Below are 24,646 nucleotides of genomic sequence, written 5' to 3' on the forward strand. Positions count from 1 at the left end.
AAAGCCCCAGCTGCGAAAAAAGCCGCGTATGTTAACGGAACGCCGCGCCGAGGGCGACGCCCGCTGCTGAATCTCTGATTGAGCGCCCGGTCGAAAGTGTAGCGGTCGTTCAAGTTGGAGCCTGTCCGGCCGACAGCAGGGTTAACCTGGGAGACCCCGATGCTACCGCCCATCCCGCACAGCCTGGTTCCCGTCACCGCCCAGCAGGACGTGGTGAAGCCGCGCCCGGACATTCCCCCGGTGACGCCGACCAACGAGAGCAGCAACGAGAGCGCGGTGGAGCTGGACAAGCGGCACCCGCAGGAGGCCGAGGAGCTGATGCGCGAGGAGCAGCGCCGCCGCCAGCGCCGTGGCTACACGCCGGCGGAGCTGGCCGAGGGGGAGGTCAAGGACGATGACGAGAAGCTGCTGGAAGAGCTGCCGCGCCAGGGGCTCTGGGTGGACGTGGAAGTCTAGGGACGGTGGACCTGTTCGATTCGCAGTCCCTGAACCTGCCCGACGCCTCGCTGGACTACCGGCCGCACTGGCTCGACCCTGCCACCGCCGACGCCTGGTTCCAGCAACTGGCCGCAGAGACGCCCTGGGAACAGCCGCAACTGTCGCTCCACGGCCAGCGCATCCCGGTGCCGCGCCTGCTGGCCTGGTACGGCGACCCCGAGGCGGTCTACCGCTATTCCGGCCTGATCCATCAGCCACTGCCCTGGACCCGCCTGCTCGGCGAGATCCGCGCCCGGGTCGAGGCGGTGGCCGGCCAGCCGCTCAACGGCGTGCTGCTCAATTTCTACCGCGACGGCAACGACTCCATGGGCTGGCACAGCGACGACGAGCCGGAGCTGGGCAGCGAGCCGCTGGTCGCCTCGCTCAACCTGGGCGGCCCGCGCCGCTTCGACCTGCGCCGCAAGGGCGGCGGGCGCATCGAGCACTCCCTGCAACTGGAGAGCGGTTCGCTACTGGTCATGGCCGGCGCAACACAGCATCATTGGCAGCATCAGGTGGCGAAGACCCGCAAGCCGGTGGCGCCACGCATCAACCTCACCTTTCGCCTGATCCGGTCCAGACCATGAGTGACGACAAGCTGATCGATTTTGGAGCCGAGCGCAGCAAGCGCATCCACGACCTGCACGACAAGAAGCTGGACGAGATGCGCCAGGTCTTCGAGCAGGCCATGCCATTGACCCGGGGCAAGAGCAAATCCAAGCCCAAGAAGAAGCGTTGATCCTCCCTGCGGCGCCCTGTCGCGGCGCCCACCCTGCCGGACATTGATCCGGATCAATTCCTTCCGCCACACCTCCTCTAATCTGAGCCCATCAAGACAAGGCGCAGCACAAGAAGGAGGCAGCCATGTTCATGGATACAGTGGTTCTCGCCGGCATCGGCACAGTCGCTCTGATGGTCGCCTTCTTCGGTGGCGTCGGTCTCTTCATCTGGAAGGATTCTCACAAGAAGGCCAAGGCAAAGGCCGGGTAATCCTTTCGAAACGTGCACGCAAGGCATTTTGGGCGACTTCGGTCGCCCATTTTTTTGGCTATGTACCTCGCAATTCTGCTCTTGTGGGAGCGAGGCCGCGAAATTCGCGGATAAATCCGCTCCCACAAGGCGTGCAACACGCAACAGCTGCCCTGCGGAAACGGCCCGCCTGCAATATCAACAGGAAGCTGTAGGTTGGGTTACGCAACCCACCAGCGCAATCGACCGCGCCGCCGGTGGGTTACGCCGGCAAGCGGCTAACCCACCCTACACGTTGCGCGGTCAAGCCCCTCTATCTGAACGCTGCAGCTGCCTGCCCCTGGATTCCCGCCTGCGCGGGAATGACAGTTTCGGAAGAAATTAGAAATTCCACTCCTACCTCGTCATCCCCGCGCAGGCGGGGACCCAGAAGAGCCCGGGCGCTACAACACGTGACGGGCACACAGCGTTTTCTTGCCTGCCATTCCTGAAGGCGTTGTTGCAGGCGACTCTGACCCGCTCTGCGTACCGAGCGCGTGCGCGGCCGAAACCTCCAAAACGCTTTTGTTTGCCGCGCCGAGTCGCCAGACTGGCGGCATGCCACTCCAGACCCTGCACCGTCTCGCCGATATCGCCGCCGCCGACTGGGACGCCCTGTTGCCCGAGCCGCAGCCGTTCCTGCGCCATGCCTTTCTCTCAGCGCTGGAGGACAGCGGCTGCGTCGGCGAGCACAGCGGCTGGCGGGCGGCCCATCGCCTGCTGCGCGACGAGGCCGGCGCGATACGGGCGGCGCTGCCGGCCTACATCAAGCAGCACTCCTTCGGCGAGTACGTGTTCGACATGGGCTGGGCCGACGCCTGCCATCGTGCCGGCATCGCCTACTACCCCAAGCTGCTCGGCGCAGTGCCCTTCAGCCCGGTGACCGGGCCGCGTCTGCTGGGCGATGCTGAGCAGGCCGGCTTGCTGCTGGACGAACTGGTGGCGGGCCTGCACGGGGAGGGGCTGTCCGGGTTGCACATCAACTTCCTGCGCACCGAGGACGACGCGCTGTTCGAGGGCCGCGACGGCTGGCTGCAGCGCCTCGACTGCCAGTATCACTGGCACAACCGCGGCTACCGCGACTTCCAGGATTTCCTCGACGCCCTCAGCTCGCGCAAGCGCAAGCAGCTGCGCAAGGAGCGCGAGCAGGTGGCCGGGCAGGGCATCGACTTCCGCTGGCAGCGCGGCCACGAACTGGACGAGGCGGATTGGGACTTCGTCTACGCCTGCTACGCCAGCACCTACCATGTGCGGCGCCGCGCGCCATACCTGACGCGCAGTTTCTTCAGCCTGCTGGCCGAGCGCATGCCCGAGGCCATCCGCGTGGTCACGGCGCTTCGCGGCGGGCGCCCGGTAGCGATGGCCTTCAGCCTGGTGGGCGGCGACAGCTTCTATGGCCGCTACTGGGGCTGCCTGGGAGACTTCGACCGCCTGCACTTCGAGACCTGCTTCTACCAAGGCATCGAGATCGCTATCGCCGAAGGGCTGCGGCGCTTCGATGCCGGCGCCCAGGGCGAGCACAAGCTGATCCGTGGTTTCGAGCCGGTGGTCACCCGCTCCTGGCACTACCTGCTGCACTCGGGCCTGCGCGCCGCGGTGGCGAATTTCCTCGCCGAGGAACGGCCGGCGGTGCTGGCCTACGCCGAGCAGGCGCGGGAGCTGCTGCCCTATCGCCGGGAGGATGGCTGACATGACTGTGTCCGAGGCACGCCCATGACCCGCGCCCTGTTCATCTGCAGCCGCAACCGCCTGCGCAGCCCGACGGCGGAGCAACTGTTTGCCGGCTGGCCGGGCGTGGAGAGCGATTCGGCCTGCCTGGCGCCGGACGCCGAGGTGCCGCTGTCCGCCGAGCAGGTCGAGTGGGCCGAGCTGATCTTCGTCATGGAGCGGGCGCACCAGAAGCGGCTGCAGCAGCGCTTCGGTTCTCTGCTCAGGGGAAGGCAGGTGATCTGCCTGGGCATTCCCGACGACTACAACTACATGCAGCCGGAGCTGGTCGAGCTGCTGGAGGCCAGGGTGGGGAGCTATTTGCGGTAGGGCGGGGGGCATCTGGTGCGCGCGGCGCACCCTACTTCGTTGCTGTCGGTAGGGTGTGCTGTGCGCACTGTGCGCCGGGCGGGGCTCAGAGCTTCTTCGCGTTGAGGATCAGCACCGGCTCCACCGGCACGTTCGCGTGGCCGTTGCGGCTGCCGGTGCGCACGCCGGCGATGCGGTCCACCACGTCCATGCCGCGCACCACCTTGCCGAACACGGCGTAGCCGAAGTCGCGGCCGCCGTGGTTGAGGAAGTCGTTGTTGCCGTGGTTGATGAAGAACTGGCTGGTGGCCGAGTTGACGTCCGAGGTGCGGGCCATGGCGACGGTGCCGCGGTCGTTGCGCAGGCCGTTGTCGGCCTCGTTCTTGATCGGCTTGAAGGTGTCCTTCTGGCGCATGCTGGCATCGAAGCCGCCGCCCTGGATCATGAAGCCCGGGATGACCCGGTGGAACTGGGTGTCCTTGTAGAAACCGGCGTCGAGGTAGCCGAGGAAGTTCTGGGTGCTGATCGGCGCCTTCTCGGCGTTCAGCTCGATCTCGATGTCGCCGTAGCTGGTGGTCAGCAGCACGTGCGGGTTGTCGGCGGCGAGCAGGCTGGTGCTCAGCAGCAGGCCACAGGCGGAAAGGAGAAGTTGCTTCAGCATGGTTGCGAGTCCTTGTTTTCGGGTTGCGGTTGAGTGTGCTCGACCTGGGCGAGGAAGTCGTCCAGGACGGCGTTGAAGCGTTCCGGCTGGTCCATGGGGGTGGCGTGGCGCGAGCGCTCCATCACCACCAGGCGGGCGTTGGGCAGCTCGCTGACATAGGCCTCCTTGACGGCGACCGGGGTGTAGTCGCGGTCGGCCGAGATCACCAGGGTCGGACAGGTGATGGCGGCGAGGCGTTCACGCACACTCCAGCCGATGATGGCGTCCAGGCTGGAGAGGTAGGCGCGCTTGTCGTTCTGCGGCCAGCGTTGTTCCACCTTGGCGCGCAGCTCGGCCTGCTCGGGGCGCGGGAACAGCACGCGGCCGAGGCCCTTGCCGATGGTCTCCATGCTCAGCAGGCGCGACAGCGTCCAGCGCTTGGCCAGCTGCCACCAGTCGTTGGCGCTCCTGGCCTTCACCTCGGGTGCGCTGTTGACGATGGTCAGGCTGCGCAGCAGTTCCGGGCGGTCGACGCCCAGTTGGAAGCCGACCATGCCGCCCATGGAGATGCCGACCAGATGCACCCGGGGCAGGCCCAGGTGTTCGATCAGCGCCGCCACGTCGGCGGCGAAGCCGGCCATGCTGTAGCGCTCGCGCGGCTTGCCGGAGCGGCCGTGGCCGCGCAGGTCGATGGCCAGCACGCGGCGCCGCTGCAGCAGGTGCGGAATCTGGTATTCCCAGTCCTGGATGCTGGAGCCCAGGCCGTGGACCAGCAGCACCGGCTCGCCCTGGCCGCGGTCCTCGTAGTACAGCTGGCAGCCGTCGTGTTCGAAATAGGACATGGTGCTTTCCTCAGTTCATGGCCAGCGGCGCGGCGAAGGGCGCCTCCAGCGGCGCGCCGTCGAAGTTGCGGATCAGGTCGATGAGGATCTGGGTGGCGGGGCCGAGCACCTTGTCCTTGTTGCTGTAGAGGAAGAAGCGTGGCCGGCGGATGTCGCCCTGCTCCATGGGCAGCGGCTTGAGCACGCCTTCTTCCAGCTCGCGGGCGATCAGGTGGCAGGGCAGCCAGGCGAAGCCCAGGCCGCTGCTGACGAAGGTGCGCGCGGTGGGCAGGCTGCCCACCGTCCAGCGCTGCTCGGCGCCGAGCCAGCCGGCGTCGCGCGGCTGCACCCGGCCGCTGTCGCGGGTCACCACCTGCATCTGGCCCTCCAGGTCCTGGAAGGTCACGGGCCGCTGCAGGCGATGCAGGGGGTGTTCGGGATGGGCGACGGCGATGAACTCCACCTCGCCCAGCTCGATGGGCAGGTAGCCGGTGATGTTGAGGGCGCTGATCGCCAGGTCGGCGGAGCCCTCGCGCAGCACCTCCTCGACACCGGACAGCACCTCCTCGCGCAGGCGCACGCGGCAGCCCCGGCTCTGCGGCATGAAGGCGGAGAGGGTGCGCACGATGTTGGCGGTGGGGTAGGCGGCGTCCACCACCAGGCGCACTTCCGCTTCCCAGCCCTGTTCCATGTGGTGGGCCAGCTCCTCCAGCTGGCTGGCCTGCTTGACCAGCTGCCGCGAGCGGCGCAGCAGTACCTCGCCGGCATCGGTGAGCACCGCCTTGCGCCCGTCGATGCGCAGCAGCGGCGCGCCGAGCTGCTCCTGCATGCGCGCCACCGTGTAGCTCACGGAAGACTGCGAGCGGTGCAGCGCCTCGGCCGCCTGGGCGAAGCCGCCGTGGTCGACCACCGCCTGCAGGGTGCGCCATTGCTCCAGGGTCACACGGGGCGCTTTCATCGCCGCCTCCTCTTCTCTACTCTGGGCACCCTCGAAAAAGGAGAACGCCCGATGAAAAAATGCTGCCTCGTCCTGCTTGCGCTGATGCCACTGACCGCCGCCGCCTACCCGATCGAGATCGGCAAGAAGCTGAACGGTGCCGAAGTATCCGCCACCGGCCAGCAGGTGGACCGCAACATCGGCGCCGTGCTGCTCTACAACTACGGCACCATTCCCGCCAAGTGCTCGGCGGTGTTCCGCAACGGCCCGGAGGCGCCGCGCACCCGCAAGGCGGACGTCAAGGCCGGCGAAACCGCCAACCTCTCCGTCAGGTTCGCCCGCGACATCATCAAGCTGCGGGTGGACCTCACCTGCGAGCAGAGCCTAGAACCGGCTCGGCAATAAATCAACTTTGTCGATTATTTGAAGCGGATAATTGCGCTTTTTTATCTTATAGGCTGACCATAACCTGTGCTCCATCGACCCCCGACACTCGATGGAGATCAGCCTCATGTCCCGTATCCTCGTAATCGAAAGCAGCGCCCGCCAGGAAGGTTCCGTTTCCCGCCAGCTGACCGGCGACTTCATCGCCCAGTGGCGCAAGGCCCATCCGCAGGATGACGTGCAGGTCCGAGACCTGGCCGTCGAGCCGGTGCCGCACCTGGACGCCACCCTGCTCGGTGGCTGGATGAAGCCCGCCGAGCAGCAAAGCGACATCGAACGCGCCGCGGCCGCCCGTTCCAACCTGCTGACCGACGAGCTGCTGGCCGCCGACGTGCTGGTGCTGGCCGCGCCGATGTACAACTTCGCCATTCCCAGTACCCTGAAGTCCTGGCTCGACCACGTGCTGCGCGCCGGCGTCACCTTCAAGTACACCGAGACCGGCCCGCAGGGCCTGCTCACCGGCAAGCGCGCCTACGTGCTCACCGCCCGTGGCGGCATCTACGCTGGCAGCGGCCTGGATCACCAGGAACCCTACCTGCGCCAGGCGCTGGCCTTCATCGGCATCCACGATGTGCAGTTCATCCACGCCGAGGGCCTGAACATGGGCGCCGAATTCCAGGAGAAGGGAATTGCCAAGGCGCGCGAGCAGGTGGCCCAGGTCGCCTGACTTCCCTCGCAGCCTCTCGCCGGCCCGCACGCGCGGGCCGGTTTGCGTGCTCAGGCCCTGTCGGCCAGCGCGAGCTTCACGCCCAGCAGCGCCAGAACGCCGCCGACCCCGCGCTCCAGCCACAGGCCCAGGCCCCGGCCGATCCGCAGCCGCTGCCGGGCGAACACGGTGGAGAGCGCGAGGAAGTGGCACCAGAGCATGCCGTTGACGTTGAAGATCGCGCCCAACAGCAGGAAGGCCAGGGCCTTGTGCTCGGCGTCCGGGTGGATGAACTGCGGCACGAAGGCGAGGAAGAACAGCGCCACCTTGGGATTCAGGACGTTGGTCAGGAAGCCCTGGGCGAAGATCCGCCCGTGGGACAGCGGCGGCAGCGCATCGGCCACCGCGCCGTTGTCCCGGCGCCGGGTCAGCAGCATGCCGATGCCGATGTACAGCAGGTACGCGGCGCCGACCAGCTTGACCAGCATGAACGCGGTGGCCGAGGTGGCGAGCAGGGCGGACATGCCCAGCGCGGCGGCGACGATATGGACGCAGGTGCCCGCGCCGATGCCCAGCGCCGCCATCGAGCCGGCGCGCCATCCCTGGCTGGCGCTGCGGGCCATGACCAGCAGGGAGTCGGGACCGGGCGCCATATTCAGCAGCAGGCCGGAGACGATGAACAACGCGAGATCGTGGGTGCCGAGCATGGCCGGATGCCTGTGAGGGGGGAGCGATGGATTCTGCGTCGTTCCTGTACATCCGGTCAAAAGCCGTAGGGGCGGTGAATGCGGCGCCCGTCAAATTCTGCCGAACCTCATGATCGTCATGGATGACGTAGGTATCGCCGCACATAGGCGGGTTTTTCCGTATTTTCGGCGCTGCTATCGCACCGGGCACCCATTCGCCGCCAGTCCGGCCCCGCTTCGACGTGGCAGCGCTACGGCCCCCGGCTGTGGCACACTCTGCGTTTTGCAGCGTTGCGCGCCACTGCCTGGCCTCCGAATCGCCGCAGCCTGAATTCGCACCGTCGGTTCGCCGCGGGAGCAACCGTCAAGCCAGCCGCTTCGGGCGGCCACAGAAGAAGAGGAATGTCCCGTGCACAAAGCCGTAATCAGTGGCACTGGTCTGTATACCCCAGGCAACAGCATTTCCAACGAAGAGCTGGTGGCCTCCTTCAACGCCTACGTCCAGCTGTTCAACAGCGAGCATGCCGCGGCCATCGAGCGCGGCGAGGTGGAGGCGCTGAGCGAATCGAGCGTGGCCTTCATCGAGAAGGCTTCCGGCATCAAGAGCCGCTTCGTCATCGACAAGGACGGCATCCTCGATCCCCGGCGCATGGTGCCGCGCATCCCCGAGCGCTCCAACGAGGAGTGGGGCATCCTCTGCGAGATGGGCGTGGCAGCGGCGAAGCAGGCACTGGAGCGCGCCGGCCGCACCGTCACCGATATCGATGGCGTCATCGTCGCCTGCTCCAACCTGCAGCGCGCCTACCCGGCGGTCGCCATCGAAGTGCAGGCGGCCCTGGGCATCGAGGGCTGGGGCTACGACATGAACGTGGCCTGCTCCTCGGCCACCTTCGGCATCCAGGCGGCGGCCACCGCGATCCAGACCGGCCAGGCCCGCGCGGTACTGATGGTCAACCCGGAAATCTGCACCGGCCACCTCAACTTCCGCGACCGCGACAGCCACTTCATCTTCGGCGACGCCGCCACCGCGGTGATCATCGAGCGTGCCGACCAGGCTACCTCCGCGCACCAGTGGGACATCCTGGGCACCAAGCTGCTGACCCAGTTCTCCAACAACATCCGCAACAACTTCGGCTTCCTCAACCGCGCCGCGGAAGAGGGCATCGGCGCCCGCGACAAGCTGTTCGTGCAGGAAGGCCGCAAGGTGTTCCGCGACGTCTGCCCGATGGTCGCCGACCTGATCGCCGGGCACCTGGCCGAGCACCAGCTGAACGTCAGCGACGTGAAGCGCTTCTGGCTGCACCAGGCCAACCTCAACATGAACCTGCTGATCGCGCGCAAGCTGCTCGGCCGCGACGCCGAGCCGGACGAGGCGCCGGTGATCCTCGACAGCTACGCCAACACCAGTTCGGCTGGCTCCGTGATCGCCTTCCACAAGAATCAGGACGACCTGCCCTCCGGCACCGTGGGCGTGCTCAGCTCCTTCGGAGCGGGCTACTCCATCGGTAGCGTGATCCTGCGTCGGCACTGAGCCTTCGCCCGCCGGCGCCCGTCCTGGCGCGCCGGCCCTTCCGTTCTTCCTCGATGATTCTGGGCGCCTCGTGTTGCGAAGCGCCTTGCCGTGTCTCGCCGCTTATTACCTAAAGCGTTGAAAAGTTCCCGTGTCATCGAACTTTCATATAAAAGCAACTGCGCTGAAATAACCCCCCGCCAAGATTCCCCCCCAACGCAGGGCCGTTGCCCAGTGTTTTCCAAAAGACCAATAGGGGAATCCTTCGATGAAGCACTTCGCCGGTTTTGCCGCCAGCGCCCTGGCTCTGGCCATCTCCGCCCAGGCTTTCGCCGGCACCGTCACCACCGACGGCGCCGACCTCGTGATCAAGACCAAAGGAGGCCTGGAAGTAGGCACCACCGACAAGGAATTCAGCTTCAAGCTGGGTGGCCGCATCCAGGCCGACTACAGCCGCTTCGATGGCTTCTACACCAAGAACGGCGACACCGCCGACGCCGGCTACTTCCGCCGCGCCTTCATCGAGCTGGGCGGCGTGCTGTACAAGGACTGGGCCTACCAGATCAACTACGACCTGTCGCAGAACTCCGGCGGCGACAACCGCAAGGAAGACGGCTACTTCGACGAGGCCTCCCTGGCCTACAACGGCTTCGCGCCGCTGTCGATCAAGGTCGGCCGCTTCGACCCCGAGTTCGGTCTGGAGAAGGCCACCAGCTCCAAGTGGGTGACCGCCCAGGAGCGTACCGCCGCCTATGACCTGATCGACTGGACCAACGGCCACAATGGCGGCCTGGGCATCCAGCTGTCCGGCAGCGCCGCCGACTCCTTCTACGGTTCCGTGGGCGTGTTCTCCAAGGACGCCACCAACACCACCAAGGACGGCGACAGCACCACCCAGTTCAACCTGCGCGGCGTGTTCGCACCCCTGCACGAAGCCGGCAACGTTCTGCACTTCGGCGTGAACTTCGCTCAGCGCGACCTCTCCGACACCGCCTTCGACGGTCGCATCCGCAGCCGCCTGGGCATGCGTGGCGTCAGCACCGACGGCGGCCAGGATGCCGGCGACAACGGCAACCGCCTGACCCTGGGCGGCGCCGAGGTCACCCCGGCCGGCGCCTTCGGCGACGACACCGCCTGGGGCCTGGAAGCGGCCTGGGCCATGGGCCCGTTCTCCCTGCAGGGTGAATACGTGGCGCGTACCCTGGAAGCCGACTCCAACGGCTACGACGACATCGACGCCGAAGGCTACTACGTGCAGGCGGCCTACACCCTCACCGGCGAGGCCCGCAACTACAAGCTCGGCAAGTTCGACTCGGTCAAGCCGTCGAACAAGCAGATCGGCGCTTGGGAAATCTTCTACCGCTACGACCACCTGAGCGTCGACGACGACAACGGCAGCTTCGCCTCCCGTGACGACGTCGAAGGCAAGGTGCACAACCTCGGCCTGAACTGGTACGCCAACGAGTCCGTGAAGATCAGCGGCGCCTACGTCAAGGCCAAGGTGGACAACGCCACCAACAGCAATGGCGACGACGATGGCGACGGCTTCGTGGTTCGCGCCCAGTACGTGTTCTAACAACAGCCAGCTCCAACTCGCTCCTTTCCTGGCCCCGCATCGCGGGGCCTTTTTTATGGCTGTGTCCACGTTAGATGTTGTAGTGCCTGAGCCCTTCTGGATCCCCGCCTGCGCGGGGATGACGAGGTAGGGGGTGGAGTTTCTTCCGAAACCGTCATTCCCGCGCAGGCGGGAACCCAGGGACAGGCAGCTGCAGCGCTCAGATAGAGGGGCCTGACCGCGCAACACGTCGGGGGGCATAGCTTTTATTGCTATCTCCTCGCTACCTGCTGTTGTACCGCTCCTGCTTTGCAGGCACGGCCGGGCGGCGAACCGCTTCAGCCGCGGATTTCGCGGATGAATCCGCTCCTACAGGGCGTGTAAACGGGGGCATAGCGCGCTTGTAGGGTGCGCCGTGCGCACCAGCGATCCCGCGCAGGGCCCCGGTGCGCACGGCGCACCCTACAGGTCTGGCCGAGCATCTCCACGACCCACCGCCGGCTGCTAGCCTTTCGTGAGCCGCGGATGGGGTCGCGCGCCCGGAGGAAACATGGTGTACGTGCAGAGGGATGCTGAGGGACGGTTGCTGCGGGTCGAGCACGAGCCGTTCGAGGGTATGACCGAGACGCTGGCGGTCGAGAGCGAGGAGCTGCACCGCTGGCTGGCGGCGCGCGAGGAGGTCAAGGCGCGGCTGGCCAGCCTCAAGGAATCCGACCTTGAGCTGGTGCGGGTACTGGAGGACGTGGTCGGCGTGCTGGTGGGCAAGGGCCTGATCCGCTACACCGACCTGCCCGAGGCGGCGCGGCGCAAGCTCGACCGGCGGGCGGTGACCCGGGCCGAGATCGAGGGGCTGGGCGGCCTGCTGGGCGACGACGACCACCCCTTGATCTGACGCGGCGCCCTCAGCCCTGCCAAGGCGCGGGCGCGCCGACCAGCCGGCCCATGGCGCCATGGATGCCGAGCTCCCTGAGTACCTCCAGCTCGCCTTCGCTCTCCACCATCTCGGCTATCAGCGGCAGGTCGATGCTGTTGGTGGCGCGGAATATCGCTTCGATGAACACGCGCTTGTCGTCTTCCCGGTCGATGGCGCGGATGTAGCTGCCGTCGATCTTCAGGTAGGCGAGGCCCATGTGGGTCAGGTTGCCGATCAGGCTGAAGCGTCCGCCGAAGTGCTGCAGCCCCAGCTGGTAGCCGGCCTCGCGCACCCGCTGGCTGAGCCGCTCCAGTTCCGCCGGCGGCGGCAGGAAGCGTTCGTCCAGCTCCAGGGTCATCAGTTCGCCCTGGCGGGGATGCTGGTGGAGCAGTGCCAGCAGTTTCTCCAGGCTGGCGGCGTCGCGCAGGGTGGCGGCGGACAGGCTGAGGGCCAGCGGCTGCGGGTGCCGGGCCAGGTGCGCCAGGCTGTGTTCGAGCATCGCCAGGTCGAGGCGGGTGGCCCAGCCCAGGCGTTCGATCCAGGGCAGGAAGCGGCCGGCGGCCACCGCCTCGCCGCTGGGGTCGAGCAGGCGCGCCAGCACCTTGCGGTGCAGCACCCGCGCGGTGTCTGCGCAGGCCACCACCGGCTGGAAGTACAGCTGGAGCATGCTCCGGCTCAGGGCCTCGTCGATCCACAGCCGCCATTCATGCTCGCCCTGGCCGACGCTCGCGTCGAAGTCGTCCAGGCGTTCCCAGGCCCGCTCGCCATCGCTCTGCGCCTGGGCCAGGGCCTGGTCGGCGCGGCCGATCACGCTGGCCATCGTCTCGCCGGGGCGGAACGCGGCGATGCCCAGGTGGGCCACTGGAGTGCGGTCGCTGGCGCCGGTCTGGCGCAGGTTCTCCAGGCTGTCCATCAGTTCCTGGGCGAGACGGTCGGCGTCCTCGGCCGCCAGCCCCGGGGCGAGCAGGGTGAATTCGCCGCCGCGGTTGCGCGAGGCCAGCCAGTCCGGCGCGCCGCGCTGTTCCAGCAGACGTTTCAGCAGTTCGCCGATGCTGTGGATCAGCGCGTCGCTGCGCTGGCCGCCGAGGCGCTGGTTGAGGCCGCCTAAGTCGTTGAGGCGCAGGAACATGAGGTAGCCGGCGGCGTTCTGCTCGGTCACCGCCAGTTGGTTGGCCAGCTTGATCTCGAACAGGCGGCGGTTGGCCAGGCCGGTGAGGCTGTCCTGATAGGCTTCCTCGCGCAGTTTCTCGCTGCGCGCGGCCTCCTCGGCGAACAGCTGCTTGAGCTTCTCCACCATCTGGTTCATCGCCATCACCACGCGCTTGAGTTCGGGCGTGCGCGGCACCTGGGGCAGGGTGAAGAACTCGCGCCGGCTGATGGCCTGGGCCTGCTGCACCATGGTGTCCAGCGGGCGCAGCTGGGTGCGCAGCAGCCAGCCGCCGAGGATGGCGCTGACCACGCCGCACAGCAGCAGCCACAGAAGGCTGCCGATGGCGCCGTCCCACAGCTTGGCCAGGGCGAACTGCGGATGGCTGAGCACCTCGACCCGCGCCGCCTGCTCCCAGCCACGCATGATCAGCGCGTCGCCGCCTTCCGGCTGCAGGTCGACCAGCTCGACGAACCATGCTGGCACCCGGTCCGAGGTGGTGTCGGTGCTGCGCTCGACCAGCACTTCGCCGTCGGCGATGCGCACCACGCGGATGGTGGCGAAGTAGCCGCTGTCGAAGATCGAGCTGACCATCAGCTCGATCATCGCCGGGTCGTCGACGTGGGGTGTCATCGACAGGCCCAGCGCCGTGGCGGCGTCCTGGGCGTGGGAGCGCAACTGGCTCAGGAGCTGTTCGCGGGAGGTCTCGACGCTGGCGACGAAGCTGCCGGCGAAGGCCACCACGAGGAACAGGCAGATGGCGAGAAACAACTGTTTCAACAGGGACATAGGCGCTCCTAACCTTCTCCGATGTCGAAGCCTTCGGCTCGCATCTTGTTCAGCAGATCCTGCCAGCGCGACAGTTTCTTGGTATCGCTCTTGCGCCCGGCCTGGCCGGGCAGGTAGAGGCCTTCGGCGTTGAAGGCGTAGACCGGCAGCAGGTCCTGGCGCTGGGACGCCGGGCGGATTTCTCCGATCAGGTTGTCCAGCACCAGCGGGTCGGCGGTGGGGCTGGCGTAGTAGGTGAGCACCATGTGCGCCTGGTTCTGGCGCAGCGCCTTGACGTAGGTGATGCGCAGCCGCTCGCTGGGCACGCCCAGCCGGCGCAGGGTGAAGTACTTGGCGATGGAGTAGTCCTCGCAGTCGCCGGCGCCCTTGACCAGCGCCTCCACCGGGGTGGCCCAGTAGTCGTTCAGGCGCCAGACGGCGACGTCGTCGGCGAAGCGCAGCTGGCGGTTGAAGAAGCGGTTCACCACGGTCAGTTTTTCCCGTTCGGGCAGCTGCTCGCTGGCGCGGATCAGTTCGTCCCAGGCCTCGATGCGCGCCTTGGCGAGGCCCAGTTCGCCATAGCGCTGTTCGGCGTTGTGCAGGACCAGGCCGAAGTCCCAGCCGGCCCGCGCCACCACGGACAGCAGCAGGCAGAGCAGGGCGCCGAGCAGCAGCCGGCCCGCCGGCAGGCGCGTGGCTCGTCCCTGAGTGCTGGGCCGCAGCGGCATGAAGGTGGTCTCCGCGGGGGATGGAGGAAGTCTAGGCGGCGCCGCGGCGATGCGTCACTCGCGATTGGGCAGGGTCTTCTGGCGCAGGATGTAGAGCGTCACCAGCACCGCGCTGGTGAGCATGAACGCGCGCGCCCAGAACATTGGCACCAGGTAGCAGGACAGGCTGATGCTCAGCCACATCAGGCCGATGGCGTAGACCTTGCCCTTGAGCGGGATGCCGTTGCCTTCCAGGTAGTCGCGGATCCAGGGACCGAGCCTGGGGTGTTCGACCAGCCACAGGTAGAAGCGGCGCGAGCTGCGCACGAAGCAGGCGGCGGCCAGCAGCAGGAAGGGCGTGGTCGGCAGCACGGGGACGAAGATGCCGATCACCCCCAGCGCCACGCTCAGCCAGCCGACCGTCAGCAGCGCGTAGCGCACGGCGCGGTGGCGGCTCTGGGGAATGTCGGCGTGGGCCATCAGCCGGCGCTCCCGACGGGCGAGGAGCGGGCCGCTCTCGACGACGCACGACCGGAGGCGGGCACGTCGCGTGGGGAATCAGTGGTGGCGGGGCTTGAGCAGGGCCGGCTTCTCTTCCGGCGCGTGGCAGAGCAGGAACAGGGCGGTGAGCAGCTCGGGAATCTGGTCGACCATGCTGTCCACCAGTTGGCGATCGCGGGCGATCTCGGCGAACTCGGGCTGCTCGTCGAACAGGCCGGAGGCGACCATGATCGGCAGCAGCAGCTCGCTGACCTCGTCCTCCGAGTCCTCGAACCACACGGCCTCGCGCAGGAACACGCCTTCCATGAAGCCGATGCACCAGCCGCGCAGGTCGGAGTCGTCCGGGTCCTGGCCGAGGTCGATGTCGCAGGGGATTTCCGGCTCGTCGTCGCTGGCCAGCTGGCGTGCGATGTGGGCCTTGAGCAGTTGCAGGGTGGTTTCGATTTCCTCGCGTTCGGCCTCGCTGCGGTAGTGCGGCGGCTCGGCGAACAGGGCGTCGATCCATTCGCGCTCCGGCACCTGCTCGGGGCAGATGGAGAGGGCGGTCAGGTAGCCGTGGGTGGCCAGGTAGTCCAACGCTTCCTCGTGCAGGTCATCGGCGTCGAGGAAGGCTTGCAGGCGGGACAATTGCTCGGCGAAGGACATCGTGGAACTACCTTGAATGAGTGAACACGGGGATTCTAGCCGCCCGGGCCCGCAAAAGCACGGCCGACGGGCGATGGCCTGCCGCGGCCGGCGGTCGCGTATACTGCCCGACCGCTTCTTCAGTCCGGATGATCCCGCCACCCATGTCCGCCGCCCTTCGCATCCTCAAAGACGTTTTCGGCTACGACGCCTTCCGCGGCAACCAGGCGGCGATCATCGAGCGTGTGGCCGGCGGCGGCGATGCCTTGGTGCTGATGCCCACCGGCGGTGGCAAGTCGCTGTGCTACCAGGTGCCGGGCCTGTTGCGCGAGGGACTGGCGGTGATCGTCTCGCCACTGATCGCGCTGATGGAGGACCAGGTCGCCACCCTCGACGAGCTGGGCGTGGCGGCCGTGGCGCTGAATTCCACCCTGAGCAACGACGAGCAGCGCGACATCGCCGACCGCGTCCGCCGCGGCGAGATCAAGTTCCTCTACCTGGCGCCCGAGCGCCTGGTGCAGCCGCGCATGCTGGACTTCCTGCAGCGCCTGCCCCAGGTGGCCCTGTTCGCCATCGACGAGGCCCACTGCGTGTCCCAGTGGGGCCACGACTTCCGCCCGGAATACCTGCAACTGGGCCAGTTGGCCGAGCTGTTCCCCGGCGTGCCGCGCATTGCCCTGACCGCCACGGCGGACATGCGCACCCGCGAGGAGATCGCCCAGCGCCTGCACCTGGAGCAGGCCGAGCGCTTCCTCTCCAGCTTCGACCGGCCGAACATCTTCTATCGCATCCAGCCCAAGGATCAGCCACGCAAGCAGCTGCTAGCCTTCCTCGCCGTGCGCAAGGGCGACGCCGGCATCGTCTACTGCCTGTCGCGTAAGAAGGTCGAGGAGGTGGCCGACTTCCTCAGCGCCCAGGGCTACCCGGCGCTGCCGTACCACGCCGGCCTGGCCAACGACCTGCGCGCCTACCACCAGAAGCGCTTCCTCAACGAGGAAGGGCTGATCATGGTGGCGACCATCGCCTTCGGCATGGGCATCGACAAGCCCAACGTGCGCTTCGTCTGCCACATGGACCTGCCCAAGTCGCTGGAGGCCTACTACCAGGAAACCGGCCGCGCCGGCCGCGACGGCCTGCCGGCGGACGCCTGGATGGCCTACGGCCTGCAGGACGTGATCTTCCTCAAGCAGATGCTCAGCAACTCCGAGGGCGACGAGCGCCACAAGCGTATCGAGCAGCACAAGCTGGACGCCATGCTCGCCCTCTGCGAGGAGACCCGCTGCCGCCGCCAGGCGCTGCTGGCCTACTTCGACGAGGTGCTGGAGAAACCCTGCGGCCACTGCGACACCTGCGTCGACAACGTGCAGACCTGGGACGCCACCGAGCCGGCGCGCCAGGCGCTGTCGGCGATCTACCGCAGCGGCCAGCGCTACGGCGTCGGCCACCTGGTGGACATCCTCCTGGGCCGCGAGAACGACAAGATCCGCGCCTCCGGCCACCAGCACCTGGCGGTGTTCGGCATCGGCAAGGCGCTGTCCGAGGCGGAATGGCGCACCCTGTTCCGCCAGTTGGTGGCGCGCGGTCTGGCCGACGTCGACCTGGACGGCTACGGCGGCCTGCGCCTGAGCGACACTTGCCGGCCGCTGCTGCGCGGCGAGATGACGCTGGAGCTGCGCCGCGACCTCAAGCCGCAGCAGGCGGCCAAGGCCAGCGGCAGCAGCGCCAGCCAGCTGGTGCGGGGCGAGGAGCGCGAGCAGTGGGAAGCCCTGCGCGCCCTGCGGCGCAAGCTGGCCGAGGAGCACAGCGTGCCGCCCTACGTCATCTTCCCCGACTCGACCCTGTTGGAGATGCTGCGCAGCCAGCCGCGCAACCTCAGCGAGATGGCGCGGGTCAGCGGCGTCGGCGCGCGCAAGCTGGAGCGCTACGGCGAGGCCTTCCTCGAAGTGCTCAACGGCGGCGCGGGCGAAGCGCCGAAGGTGGTGACGGACCTGCGCCACGAACTGGTCAGCCTGGCCCTTGCCGGCATGACTCCGGCGCAGATCGCCAGCCAGCTGAACTGTGGCGAGAAAAGCGTGTACAACATGCTGGCCGAGGCCATCGGCCGCCAGCAGCTGTCCCTGGAGCAGGCGCTGGACCTGCCGGAGGAGCTGCTCGGCGAGATTCAGGACGCCTTCCTCGACGGCGAGGGCCAGCTGCCGCCGGTGGCGGCGGTGGTCGAGCAGTTTGCCGGCCAAGTGCCAGAGGGCGTGCTGCACTGCGTGCGGGCGGCATTGCAGAGCGAGTTCGAACTCTGAGGTCGCGGCGGTAACGATTCTTTACGCCAAACCTTTGGCGACAAACTTGTGACGTGCTTCTCAAAACGCTAGGGTGAGCCCCAGCGATAGATTGCGAGGTTCGAAGATCTAGTGCCGCTGCATCCCGACTGGCTGGCCAACGTTCGGCCCAATCCCTACTCCGACCAACTGACCCGCGGCTATCGCCTGCTGCGTTTCGCCCCCGCCCTGGAGCGCGAGTACCGCGCCTACATGCTGCGCGACAGCCGCGAGCTGAAGCGCGTCGCGGTTGTGTTCGCGATGCTGGTGTGGCTGGCCTTCGTCGGGGTCGACATCTGGATGATCGAAGGCCCGCTGCTGCTCGTGCTGCTGTCCATCCGCGCCAGCGTGGCGCTGCTGTTGCTGGTCTGCGGCCGACTGATCCTCGGCTGGCGCCACCCGCACCTGGCGACGCCGCTGAGCATCGCCTGCATCGGCGCCATGGGCCTGGGCGCCGCCGCCATTATCGCCCTCGGCCACGGCCAGGACCCGTTCTTCCCCTACGAGGGGTTGCTGCTGGTGTGCATCGCCGCCTACTTCCTGGTTGGCCTGCGCCTGGTAGAGGCGGCCGTCACCTCCTTCGTGGTGCTGCTGGCCTACGGCCTGTTCGAGTGGCTGGGCGGCCTGACGCCGGAGCGCCTGTTCAACAACCTGCTGTTCCTGCTGGTCGGCAACCTGATCGGCGCGGTGGGCTGCTACCTGCTGGAGCTGAAATCCCGCGAGCACTTCCTGATCAGCGGCCTGCTGCGGGTGCAGGCCGACCAGGACGGCCTCACCGGGCTGCACAACCGGCGCAGCTTCAACCGCGAGATGGGCCGGCTCTGGCGCCAGGCCCAGCGCGACGGCCGGCCGCTGGCGCTGCTGCTGTGCGACGTCGATCACTTCAAGGCGTTCAACGACCGCTACGGGCACCAGGCGGGCGACCGTGCCCTGCAGCAGGTCGGCGAGACGCTGCTACGCGCCGCCCGGCGCCCGCTGGACATGGCGGCCCGGCTCGGCGGCGAGGAGTTCGCGGTGCTGCTCTACGACATCACCCCGGCCGAGGCCCGGCAGCGCGCCGAGGCGCTGCGCCAGAGCCTGCAGGACTGTGCCATCGAGCATGCCGGCTCGCAGACCGCCGCCGTGCTGACCATGTCGGTCGGCCTGTGCTGCCAGGAGCCCTCGCCGGCCATGGCCATGGACGGCATGTTCGAGCATGCCGACCGCGCCCTGTACGAGGCCAAGGCCTTCGGCCGCAACCAGGTGGTGACCTGAGGCGTCCGTCGTCCTGGCGCGAACGGACCCTCCCGCGCCGCCGGCCGGCTGCTAGCATCCGGGCTTTCCCTCGCCGGCAGCGACCATGGACCGACTGATACAGGCCAACGGCCAACCCCACTACGGCATTTTCCCGGCGGCCCCGGGCGAGGTGAACTGGCGCGACTTCGACTTCCGCTCGCCGATGGGCCGGCGCCTGGGCGCGCTGGCCAAGTGGCGGCGCTTCCACCAGTTCCAGTACTTCGGCCTGGTCAGCGGCGAGCTGATCGGCGGCTGCGCCCTGGCCGACATCAGCCTGCTCACCGCCGGTTTCGTCTACCTGTTCCACCCGGCCAGCGGGCGCATGATCGAGCGCCAGTTCAAGCGCCCGCTGGGTCACGGCACCAAGTTCTCCCAGCAGCCCAACGAGGGCGTGTGCGAGTTGCGCAGTGGCGCCAACCTGCTGCGCCTGGACAACAGCGGCGCCGACAAGCACCTGCTGGTGGAACTGGACGACGGCACCCGCATCGAGGCGAGCTTCTCCGAGCAGCGCTTCCAGCCCATGTGCCTCTGCACGCCGACGGCGGTCAACGGCTGGGTCTACGCGCAGAAGGTCGCCGGCGTGCGCTGCCGCGGCAGCGTGCACAGCGAGCTGGGTGACTTCGACCTGCAGGCGCTCGACGCCTTCGCCCACCACGACTGGTCGGCCGGCTACATGCGCCCGGAGACCTTCTGGAACTGGGCCTGCCTGTCCGGCGAGGTGGCCGGCACGCGGGTCGGGCTGAACCTGTCCTGCGGGGTCAACGAGACCAGCTTCAGCGAGAACTGTTACTGGCTGGACGGCGCGCTGCATCTAGTCGGCGGCGTGCGCTTCGAATTCGACCGGGACGACCCGCTGCAGCCCTGGCGCATCGTCTCCGGCGACGGCCAGGTGGAGCTGACCTTCCGTGGCCACGGTCTGCACCGCGAGCGGCTGAACCTGGGCCTGCTGGCGAGCAACTTCAAGCAGGTGTTCGGCTGCTTCCAGGGCACTTTGCGCCCGCCGGGGAGGGCACCGCTGGTGATCGACAACCTGTGGGGGTTCGTCGAGGATCAGTATGTCAAATGGTGACAGCGGGGTTGGCGAAGGCCGTCGTCGGGGTTATGGTTAGTTGACTAATAATTAGATTTTTCTGCTGTCCACGGGGAGTGGGCGGTGGCAAGACCCGATGAGAGTCTTCTATGCATAGTTTCGCGCACCACAGTTTCGGCATGCAGCTGGCCCAGCTTTCCCGCGCCTGGCGCGCCGAGCTGGACCGCCGTCTCTCCGGCCTCGGCCTGTCCCAGGCGCGCTGGCTGGTCCTTCTCCACCTGGCCCTGCTCAAGGAAGCGCCGACCCAGCGCGAACTGGCGCAGACCGTGGGCGTCGAGGGTCCGACCCTGGCCCGGCTGCTCGACGGCCTTGAAGCTCAGGAGCTGGTAAGACGCATCGCCGTACCCGAGGATCGCCGCGCCAAGAAGGTGGTGCTGACGGACAAGGCCCGCCCGCTGATCGAGCAGATCGAGAGCATCGCCCTGCAACTGCGCCGCGAGCTGTTCGCCGGCGTCAGCGAGGAAGAACAGCGCCTGTGCCAGATCGTCCATGCGCGCATCCTGGGCAATCTGGAAAAGGGCTGAGCGAACCCGCCCGCGCGTGGCGCGGGTCAGTCAGGCGTCGCGCAGCAGGTCGTGGGCATCCAGCAGGCGGTAGGCGATTTCCGGGGCGTTCTCCAGGCCCCGGCGAATGGCGGCCGGGATCGACTGGCGCGTCTTGCGGCACAACCCCGGCAGCGAATCGATGTGGATGGCGATGCCGCGCATGCTGCGCACCTCGTTGAAGCCGGGGGCGACATGCACGCGGATACCCAGCTGCTCGTGCATCCTGCGCTGCAGCTGTTCGAGGTCGTTCAGGTCGCGCAGGTTCTGCAGCCGGTCCAGCAGCTTCCTCTCCTCCTGACGGGTGAGCAGCAGGATGCGCAGGTCGGCGCCGGCGCTTTCCAGCAGGTCGTCGCGCCCGCAGTCGCAGGCGCCCGGCGGGCAGGGTTGGCGGAGCGAAGGTGGCGTGGTGGGCATGGGTGCCGATCATAGCCATCCCGACCCGCCGTTGTGCAGCGCTTCATCGGAAGAACGCGAAAAGCCCCGCACCTGCGGTAGTGCTTGTTCACATACGGAATGATCGAACGCGACCAGCTGTTGGCGAGCCCAGCCCTGTAGGAGCGGACTTGTCCGCGAAGCTTTGCTGTCAGCCCCGTTCGCGGACAAGTCCGCTCCCACAGGGGCGATCATCAGTGAACTGCACTACCGCAGGTGCGGGGCTTTTCGTGTACCCGGGCTTACAGGCGCGGGTAGTCGATGTAGCCGACCGGCCCCGGGGCGTAGAACAGTTCCGGACGGGCCTCGTTGAGCGGGGCGTCCTTGGCCAGGCGCTCGACCAGGTCCGGGTTGGCGATGTAGGGCACGCCGAAGGCCACGGCATCGGCCTTGCCGTCGGCCAGCCAGGCATTGGCCTGGGCCTTGGTGAAGCGCTCGTTGGCGATCACCAGGCCGCCGAACTGTTCCTTGATGAAGGGCGTCAGGCTGTCGTCACCTTCCCTCTCGCGGGTGCAGATGAAGGCCACACCACGCTTGCCCAGTTCGCGGGCCACGTAGCCGAAGGTCTCGCGCGGGTTGGCATCGCCCATGTCGTGGCTGTCGCGGCGCGGCGCCAGGTGTACGCCGACGCGGTCCGCGCCCCACACCTCGATGGCCGCGTCGGTGACTTCCAGCAGCAGGCGCGCGCGGTTCTCGATGGAGCCGCCGTAGCGGTCGCTGCGCTGGTTGGTGCTGCTCTGCAGGAACTGGTCGAGCAAGTAGCCGTTGGCGCCGTGGATTTCCACACCGTCGAAGCCGGCGGCCTTGGCGTTCTCGGCACCCTGGCGGTAGGCCTCGACGATGTCGGCGAGTTCCTCGGTCTCCAGGGCGCGCGGGGTGTCGTACTCCTTGATCGGGCGGACCAGGCTGACATGCCCGGCCGGCTTGATCGCGCTCGGCGCCACCGGCTGCTCGCCATCCAGATACAGCGGGTCGGAGATGCGGCCGACGTGCCACAGCTGGAGGAAGATGCGGCCGCCGTTGGCATGCACGGCGCGGGTGACCTCGAGCCAGCCGCGCACCTGTTCCTCGGACCAGATGCCGGGGGTGTCCGGGTAGCCCACGCCCATCGGCGTCACCGAGGTAGCCTCGCTGAGGATCAGGCCGGCCGAGGCGCGCTGCACGTAGTACTCGGCCATCAGCGCGTTGGGCACGCGGCCCTCGTCGGCGCGGCAGCGGGTCAGCGGGGCCATGATGATGCGGTTGGGCAGCTCCAGGCTGCCGATCTTGATGGGGTCGAACAGGGTGGTCATGGTGCAGCCTCCAGTGGGTCAGTCGAGCACGGCTTCGGCACGGCCTTCGCCGTTGCCGAGGGAAAAGGTGAGGAGGGCGGCGATCAGCCCCAACACGGCCAGGACGCCGGCGGCCAGCGGCACGCTGGTCAGCCCCAGGCCCTGGCTGATGACCAGGCCGCCGATCCAGGCGCCGAGGGCGTTGCCCAGGTTGAAGGCGCCGATGTTGAGGGTGGAGACCAGGTTGGGCGCGGCCTGGCCGAAGTTCATCACGTTGATCTGCAGGGCGGGCACGGCGGCGAAGGCGGCCATGGCCCAGAGCAGCAGGTTGATCTCCAGCGGCACCAGCAGCGGGCCGGTCCAGCTCACCAGCGAGGAGAAGACCGCCAGGGTGAGCAGGATGCCGGCCAGGGCCCTGGACAGGTTCCAGTCGGCCAGGCGGCCGCCGAGGACATTGCCCAGGGTCAGGCCCACGCCGATCAGCAGCAGGGTCCAGGTGATGCCGCGCGGCGACACGCCGGTGACCTCGCCGAGTAGCGGCGCGATATAGGTGAACAGGGCGAACACGGCGGCGGAGAACAGCACGGTGGTCGACAGCGCCAGCCACAGCCCGGCGCCGCGCATGGCCGCCAGCTCGCCGCGCAGGTCGGCCGGCTGCTGGTCGCGGCTGCTCGGCAGGATGCGCCACAGGCCGATGAAGGCGAGGATGCCGATGGCGGTGACCGCCCAGAAGGTGGAGCGCCAGCCCGCGTACTGGCCGAGGGCGGTGCCCAGCGGTACGCCGAGCACGTTGGCCAGCGTCAGGCCGGTGAACATCAGGGCCACGGCCGAAGCCCTGCGGTTCTCCGGCACCAGGCTGGCGGCGACCACCGAGCCGATGCCGAAGAAGGCGCCGTGGCAGAGGGCGGTGACCACCCGCGCGACCATCAGCAGCTCGTAGTCGGCGGCGGTGGCGCAGAGCAGGTTGCCCAGCACGAAGATGCCCATCAGCGCCAGCAGGGCCAGCTTGCGCGGCCAGTTGGCGGTGACCAGGGCCATGAAGGGCGCGCCGAGGGCCACGCCGAGGGCATAGCCAGTGACCAGCCAGCCGGCGCCGGGAATGGACACGCCGAGGTCGCTGGCGACTTCGGGCAGCAGGCCCATGATGACGAATTCCGTGGTGCCGATGGCGAACGCGGACAGCGCGAGGACGAGAAGCGGTAACGGCATCATGGGGCCGGCTCCTGCAGAAAGCGGATGAATGTGTTTGGTCCCGCCCGCGGCGGTACCGTTCAGAGTTGTGCGTCGAGGTCTTTGAGGAAGGCCTGGATGACCTCCTCGTTACGCTTGAAGAAACTCCACTGGCCGACCTTGCGGCTGGTCACCAGCCCGGCACGCTGCAGGGTCGCCAGGTGCGCCGAGACGCTCGACTGGGACAGCCCGCAACGCTCGAACTTGCCGGCGCAGACACCAAGCTCCAGCGGATGCTCCTGGTCGGCGAAGTGCTTTTCCGGCTCCTTCAGCCACTGCAGGATCTCGCGCCGGACCGGATGGGCCAGGGCCTTGATGATTTCGTCGATGTCGAGTGGGGTGCTCATGGCGGTGCTTGTCGCATATCGGATTGAGGCGAACTTTATATCGGGATTTACCGATATTCAGATCGTTTGTGCCGATACCGACTATCACCGGGGCTGATGCAGGGCGCGGCCGCTACGGCAGGATCGTCCGCAGGTAGCCTTCGCGGCTGAACCCTTCGAGCAGGAAATGCCGCGCCTCCAGCTCGGCCGTCGGCGTCGGCAAGGCCAGCAGTCGCTGCCGCCTAGCCTCGGCGTCCGGCCCCTGGGCCATCAGGTCGGCGACGACGCAGTTCAGGTCCGCCTCGCACTCGGCTTCCGTCCGGGCCAGCTGTGCCGCTACCCGGGCGTAGCAGTCACGGGCGAGTGCCTCGGCCTGACCTAGCCGCTCCCTGAGCAGGCATTGCAGGAAGCGGTATTCGGCATGGTCGGGGGCTTGCACCAGGGCGGCATCGATCTCGGCCAGGGCCTCGGAGTACTGCTGTTGCTGGATATGCGCGCTGGCGCGCGACGCCCGTTCGGTGTGCTGCGGTGATGGTGCGACGACCGGGGTGTCCCTGGTCGGCTGCCACACGGCGTACAGCGTGCCGGCCAGTACCAGCAGGAGAAGGAGGGAGGCGAGGTATTTCATGGTCCGACTTCGAGGAGCAGGGGGATGGTCACAGACGCGCAGTAGAGCCGCAGCCCTGCCTGGGCGTCCAGATGCTTCATCGGAGATGGGAAACGGCGTCACATTGGCGTGGTGGGCAGAACTGCACCGTATCGGGG

General features: G+C 67.7%; 28 protein-coding genes. 15 read left to right on the plus strand and 13 right to left on the minus strand.

What is annotated here, in order from left to right; translation table 11 throughout:
* Positions 1-159: 159 nt before the first annotated feature.
* From N5D30_RS15875 to N5D30_RS15900, 6 genes are all read left to right on the plus strand, one after another.
* Positions 160-456, plus strand: a complete 297-nt coding sequence (locus tag N5D30_RS15875) for an aspartate-semialdehyde dehydrogenase (RefSeq protein WP_220812996.1) — start codon at positions 160-162, stop codon at positions 454-456.
* A gap of 5 nt (positions 457-461) precedes the next feature.
* Positions 462-1,064 carry an alpha-ketoglutarate-dependent dioxygenase AlkB gene (locus tag N5D30_RS15880; RefSeq protein WP_279909717.1) on the plus strand — a complete coding sequence of 201 codons (603 nt, stop codon included), beginning with the start codon at positions 462-464 and terminating at the stop codon, positions 1,062-1,064.
* Positions 1,061-1,216: a hypothetical protein gene (locus N5D30_RS15885; RefSeq protein WP_220812994.1), complete on the plus strand. Its 156-nt coding sequence runs from the start codon at positions 1,061-1,063 to the stop codon at positions 1,214-1,216. The genes N5D30_RS15880 and N5D30_RS15885 overlap by 4 nt, the downstream gene beginning before the upstream one ends.
* A gap of 125 nt (positions 1,217-1,341) precedes the next feature.
* Entirely contained in the window at positions 1,342-1,467 is a 126-nt protein-coding gene (gene ccoM, locus N5D30_RS15890; RefSeq protein WP_279909718.1) for a cytochrome c oxidase subunit CcoM, read from the plus strand.
* Positions 1,468-2,043: 576 nt separating this feature from the next.
* Positions 2,044-3,174, plus strand: coding sequence for a GNAT family N-acetyltransferase (locus N5D30_RS15895; RefSeq protein WP_279909719.1), 1,131 nt, complete (start codon positions 2,044-2,046; stop codon positions 3,172-3,174).
* A gap of 24 nt (positions 3,175-3,198) precedes the next feature.
* The gene (locus N5D30_RS15900; protein ID WP_279909721.1) at positions 3,199-3,522 is read left to right on the plus strand and encodes a low molecular weight protein tyrosine phosphatase family protein; all 324 of its coding nucleotides are present in this window, start codon (positions 3,199-3,201) and stop codon (positions 3,520-3,522) included.
* A gap of 85 nt (positions 3,523-3,607) precedes the next feature.
* On the opposite strand, the gene N5D30_RS15905 is transcribed toward N5D30_RS15900, so the two are convergent.
* The 3 genes from N5D30_RS15905 to N5D30_RS15915 are packed head-to-tail and all read right to left on the minus strand — an operon-like array spanning position 3,608 to position 5,920.
* Entirely contained in the window at positions 3,608-4,162 is a 555-nt protein-coding gene (locus tag N5D30_RS15905) for a peptidylprolyl isomerase (RefSeq protein WP_279909722.1), read from the minus strand.
* On the minus strand, positions 4,156-4,983 hold the full coding sequence (locus N5D30_RS15910) for an alpha/beta hydrolase (RefSeq protein WP_279909723.1): 828 nt from the start codon (positions 4,981-4,983) through the stop codon (positions 4,156-4,158). The genes N5D30_RS15905 and N5D30_RS15910 overlap by 7 nt, the downstream gene beginning before the upstream one ends.
* 10 nt (positions 4,984-4,993) lie before the next feature.
* Positions 4,994-5,920, minus strand: coding sequence for a LysR family transcriptional regulator (locus N5D30_RS15915; RefSeq protein ID WP_220812989.1), 927 nt, complete (start codon positions 5,918-5,920; stop codon positions 4,994-4,996).
* Positions 5,921-5,971: 51 nt separating this feature from the next.
* On the opposite strand from N5D30_RS15915, the gene N5D30_RS15920 reads away from it, so the two are divergent.
* Positions 5,972-6,304 carry a 3-phosphoglycerate kinase gene (locus tag N5D30_RS15920; RefSeq protein WP_220812988.1) on the plus strand — a complete coding sequence of 111 codons (333 nt, stop codon included), beginning with the start codon at positions 5,972-5,974 and terminating at the stop codon, positions 6,302-6,304.
* Positions 6,305-6,410: 106 nt separating this feature from the next.
* On the plus strand, positions 6,411-7,010 hold the full coding sequence (locus tag N5D30_RS15925) for an FMN-dependent NADH-azoreductase (RefSeq protein ID WP_220812987.1): 600 nt from the start codon (positions 6,411-6,413) through the stop codon (positions 7,008-7,010).
* A 50-nt stretch (positions 7,011-7,060) separates the two neighbouring features.
* On the opposite strand, the gene N5D30_RS15930 is transcribed toward N5D30_RS15925, so the two are convergent.
* The gene (locus tag N5D30_RS15930; protein WP_279909724.1) at positions 7,061-7,696 is read right to left on the minus strand and encodes a LysE family translocator; all 636 of its coding nucleotides are present in this window, start codon (positions 7,694-7,696) and stop codon (positions 7,061-7,063) included.
* A gap of 388 nt (positions 7,697-8,084) precedes the next feature.
* Here N5D30_RS15930 and N5D30_RS15935 point away from each other — a divergent pair, with 388 nt between their 5' ends.
* From N5D30_RS15935 to N5D30_RS15945, 3 genes are all read left to right on the plus strand, one after another.
* Positions 8,085-9,206: a beta-ketoacyl-ACP synthase III gene (locus tag N5D30_RS15935; RefSeq protein WP_279909725.1), complete on the plus strand. Its 1,122-nt coding sequence runs from the start codon at positions 8,085-8,087 to the stop codon at positions 9,204-9,206.
* A 247-nt stretch (positions 9,207-9,453) separates the two neighbouring features.
* Entirely contained in the window at positions 9,454-10,761 is a 1,308-nt protein-coding gene (locus tag N5D30_RS15940) for a porin (RefSeq protein ID WP_220812984.1), read from the plus strand.
* A 529-nt stretch (positions 10,762-11,290) separates the two neighbouring features.
* A complete protein-coding gene (locus N5D30_RS15945) occupies positions 11,291-11,632 on the plus strand; it encodes a tryptophan synthase subunit beta (protein ID WP_220812983.1) in 342 nt (113 codons plus the stop codon).
* A gap of 10 nt (positions 11,633-11,642) precedes the next feature.
* Here the strand turns inward: N5D30_RS15945 and lapD are convergent, their stop codons facing one another.
* The 4 genes from lapD to N5D30_RS15965 form a co-directional block, all read right to left on the minus strand.
* Positions 11,643-13,589, minus strand: coding sequence for a cyclic di-GMP receptor LapD (lapD, locus tag N5D30_RS15950; RefSeq protein WP_279909726.1), 1,947 nt, complete (start codon positions 13,587-13,589; stop codon positions 11,643-11,645).
* Between the two features lie 8 nt (positions 13,590-13,597).
* A complete protein-coding gene (lapG, locus tag N5D30_RS15955; protein WP_279909728.1) occupies positions 13,598-14,296 on the minus strand; it encodes a cysteine protease LapG in 699 nt (232 codons plus the stop codon).
* A 54-nt stretch (positions 14,297-14,350) separates the two neighbouring features.
* The gene (locus tag N5D30_RS15960; RefSeq protein WP_279909729.1) at positions 14,351-14,755 is read right to left on the minus strand and encodes a YbaN family protein; all 405 of its coding nucleotides are present in this window, start codon (positions 14,753-14,755) and stop codon (positions 14,351-14,353) included.
* 78 nt (positions 14,756-14,833) lie between these two features.
* A complete protein-coding gene (locus tag N5D30_RS15965) occupies positions 14,834-15,421 on the minus strand; it encodes a YecA family protein (protein WP_220812979.1) in 588 nt (195 codons plus the stop codon).
* Positions 15,422-15,564: 143 nt separating this feature from the next.
* Here N5D30_RS15965 and recQ point away from each other — a divergent pair, with 143 nt between their 5' ends.
* From recQ to N5D30_RS15985, 4 genes are all read left to right on the plus strand, one after another.
* The gene (recQ, locus tag N5D30_RS15970; RefSeq protein ID WP_279909730.1) at positions 15,565-17,694 is read left to right on the plus strand and encodes a DNA helicase RecQ; all 2,130 of its coding nucleotides are present in this window, start codon (positions 15,565-15,567) and stop codon (positions 17,692-17,694) included.
* Between the two features lie 111 nt (positions 17,695-17,805).
* Entirely contained in the window at positions 17,806-18,966 is a 1,161-nt protein-coding gene (locus N5D30_RS15975; protein WP_262880343.1) for a GGDEF domain-containing protein, read from the plus strand.
* Between the two features lie 85 nt (positions 18,967-19,051).
* Entirely contained in the window at positions 19,052-20,056 is a 1,005-nt protein-coding gene (locus tag N5D30_RS15980; protein ID WP_279909731.1) for a DUF2804 domain-containing protein, read from the plus strand.
* 110 nt (positions 20,057-20,166) lie between these two features.
* A complete protein-coding gene (locus N5D30_RS15985) occupies positions 20,167-20,601 on the plus strand; it encodes a MarR family transcriptional regulator (protein ID WP_220812976.1) in 435 nt (144 codons plus the stop codon).
* 30 nt (positions 20,602-20,631) lie between these two features.
* On the opposite strand, the gene N5D30_RS15990 is transcribed toward N5D30_RS15985, so the two are convergent.
* The 5 genes from N5D30_RS15990 to N5D30_RS16010 all read right to left on the minus strand — a co-directional run bounded on the left by N5D30_RS15990 (position 20,632) and on the right by N5D30_RS16010 (position 24,509).
* Positions 20,632-21,036: a hypothetical protein gene (locus tag N5D30_RS15990; RefSeq protein ID WP_279909732.1), complete on the minus strand. Its 405-nt coding sequence runs from the start codon at positions 21,034-21,036 to the stop codon at positions 20,632-20,634.
* Between the two features lie 260 nt (positions 21,037-21,296).
* Complete coding sequence (locus N5D30_RS15995; RefSeq protein WP_279909733.1) at positions 21,297-22,346, minus strand: alkene reductase; 1,050 nt, start codon at positions 22,344-22,346, stop codon at positions 21,297-21,299.
* A gap of 18 nt (positions 22,347-22,364) precedes the next feature.
* Positions 22,365-23,534, minus strand: coding sequence for an MFS transporter (locus tag N5D30_RS16000; protein ID WP_279909763.1), 1,170 nt, complete (start codon positions 23,532-23,534; stop codon positions 22,365-22,367).
* A gap of 62 nt (positions 23,535-23,596) precedes the next feature.
* On the minus strand, positions 23,597-23,902 hold the full coding sequence (locus tag N5D30_RS16005) for a metalloregulator ArsR/SmtB family transcription factor (RefSeq protein WP_279903675.1): 306 nt from the start codon (positions 23,900-23,902) through the stop codon (positions 23,597-23,599).
* Between the two features lie 112 nt (positions 23,903-24,014).
* On the minus strand, positions 24,015-24,509 hold the full coding sequence (locus N5D30_RS16010; protein WP_279909734.1) for a hypothetical protein: 495 nt from the start codon (positions 24,507-24,509) through the stop codon (positions 24,015-24,017).
* Positions 24,510-24,646 lie beyond the last annotated feature (137 nt).

This window comes from Pseudomonas sp. GD03875 (assembly GCF_029840585.1).
In the GTDB taxonomy this organism is placed as follows: Bacteria; Pseudomonadota; Gammaproteobacteria; order Pseudomonadales; family Pseudomonadaceae; genus Aquipseudomonas; species Aquipseudomonas paralcaligenes.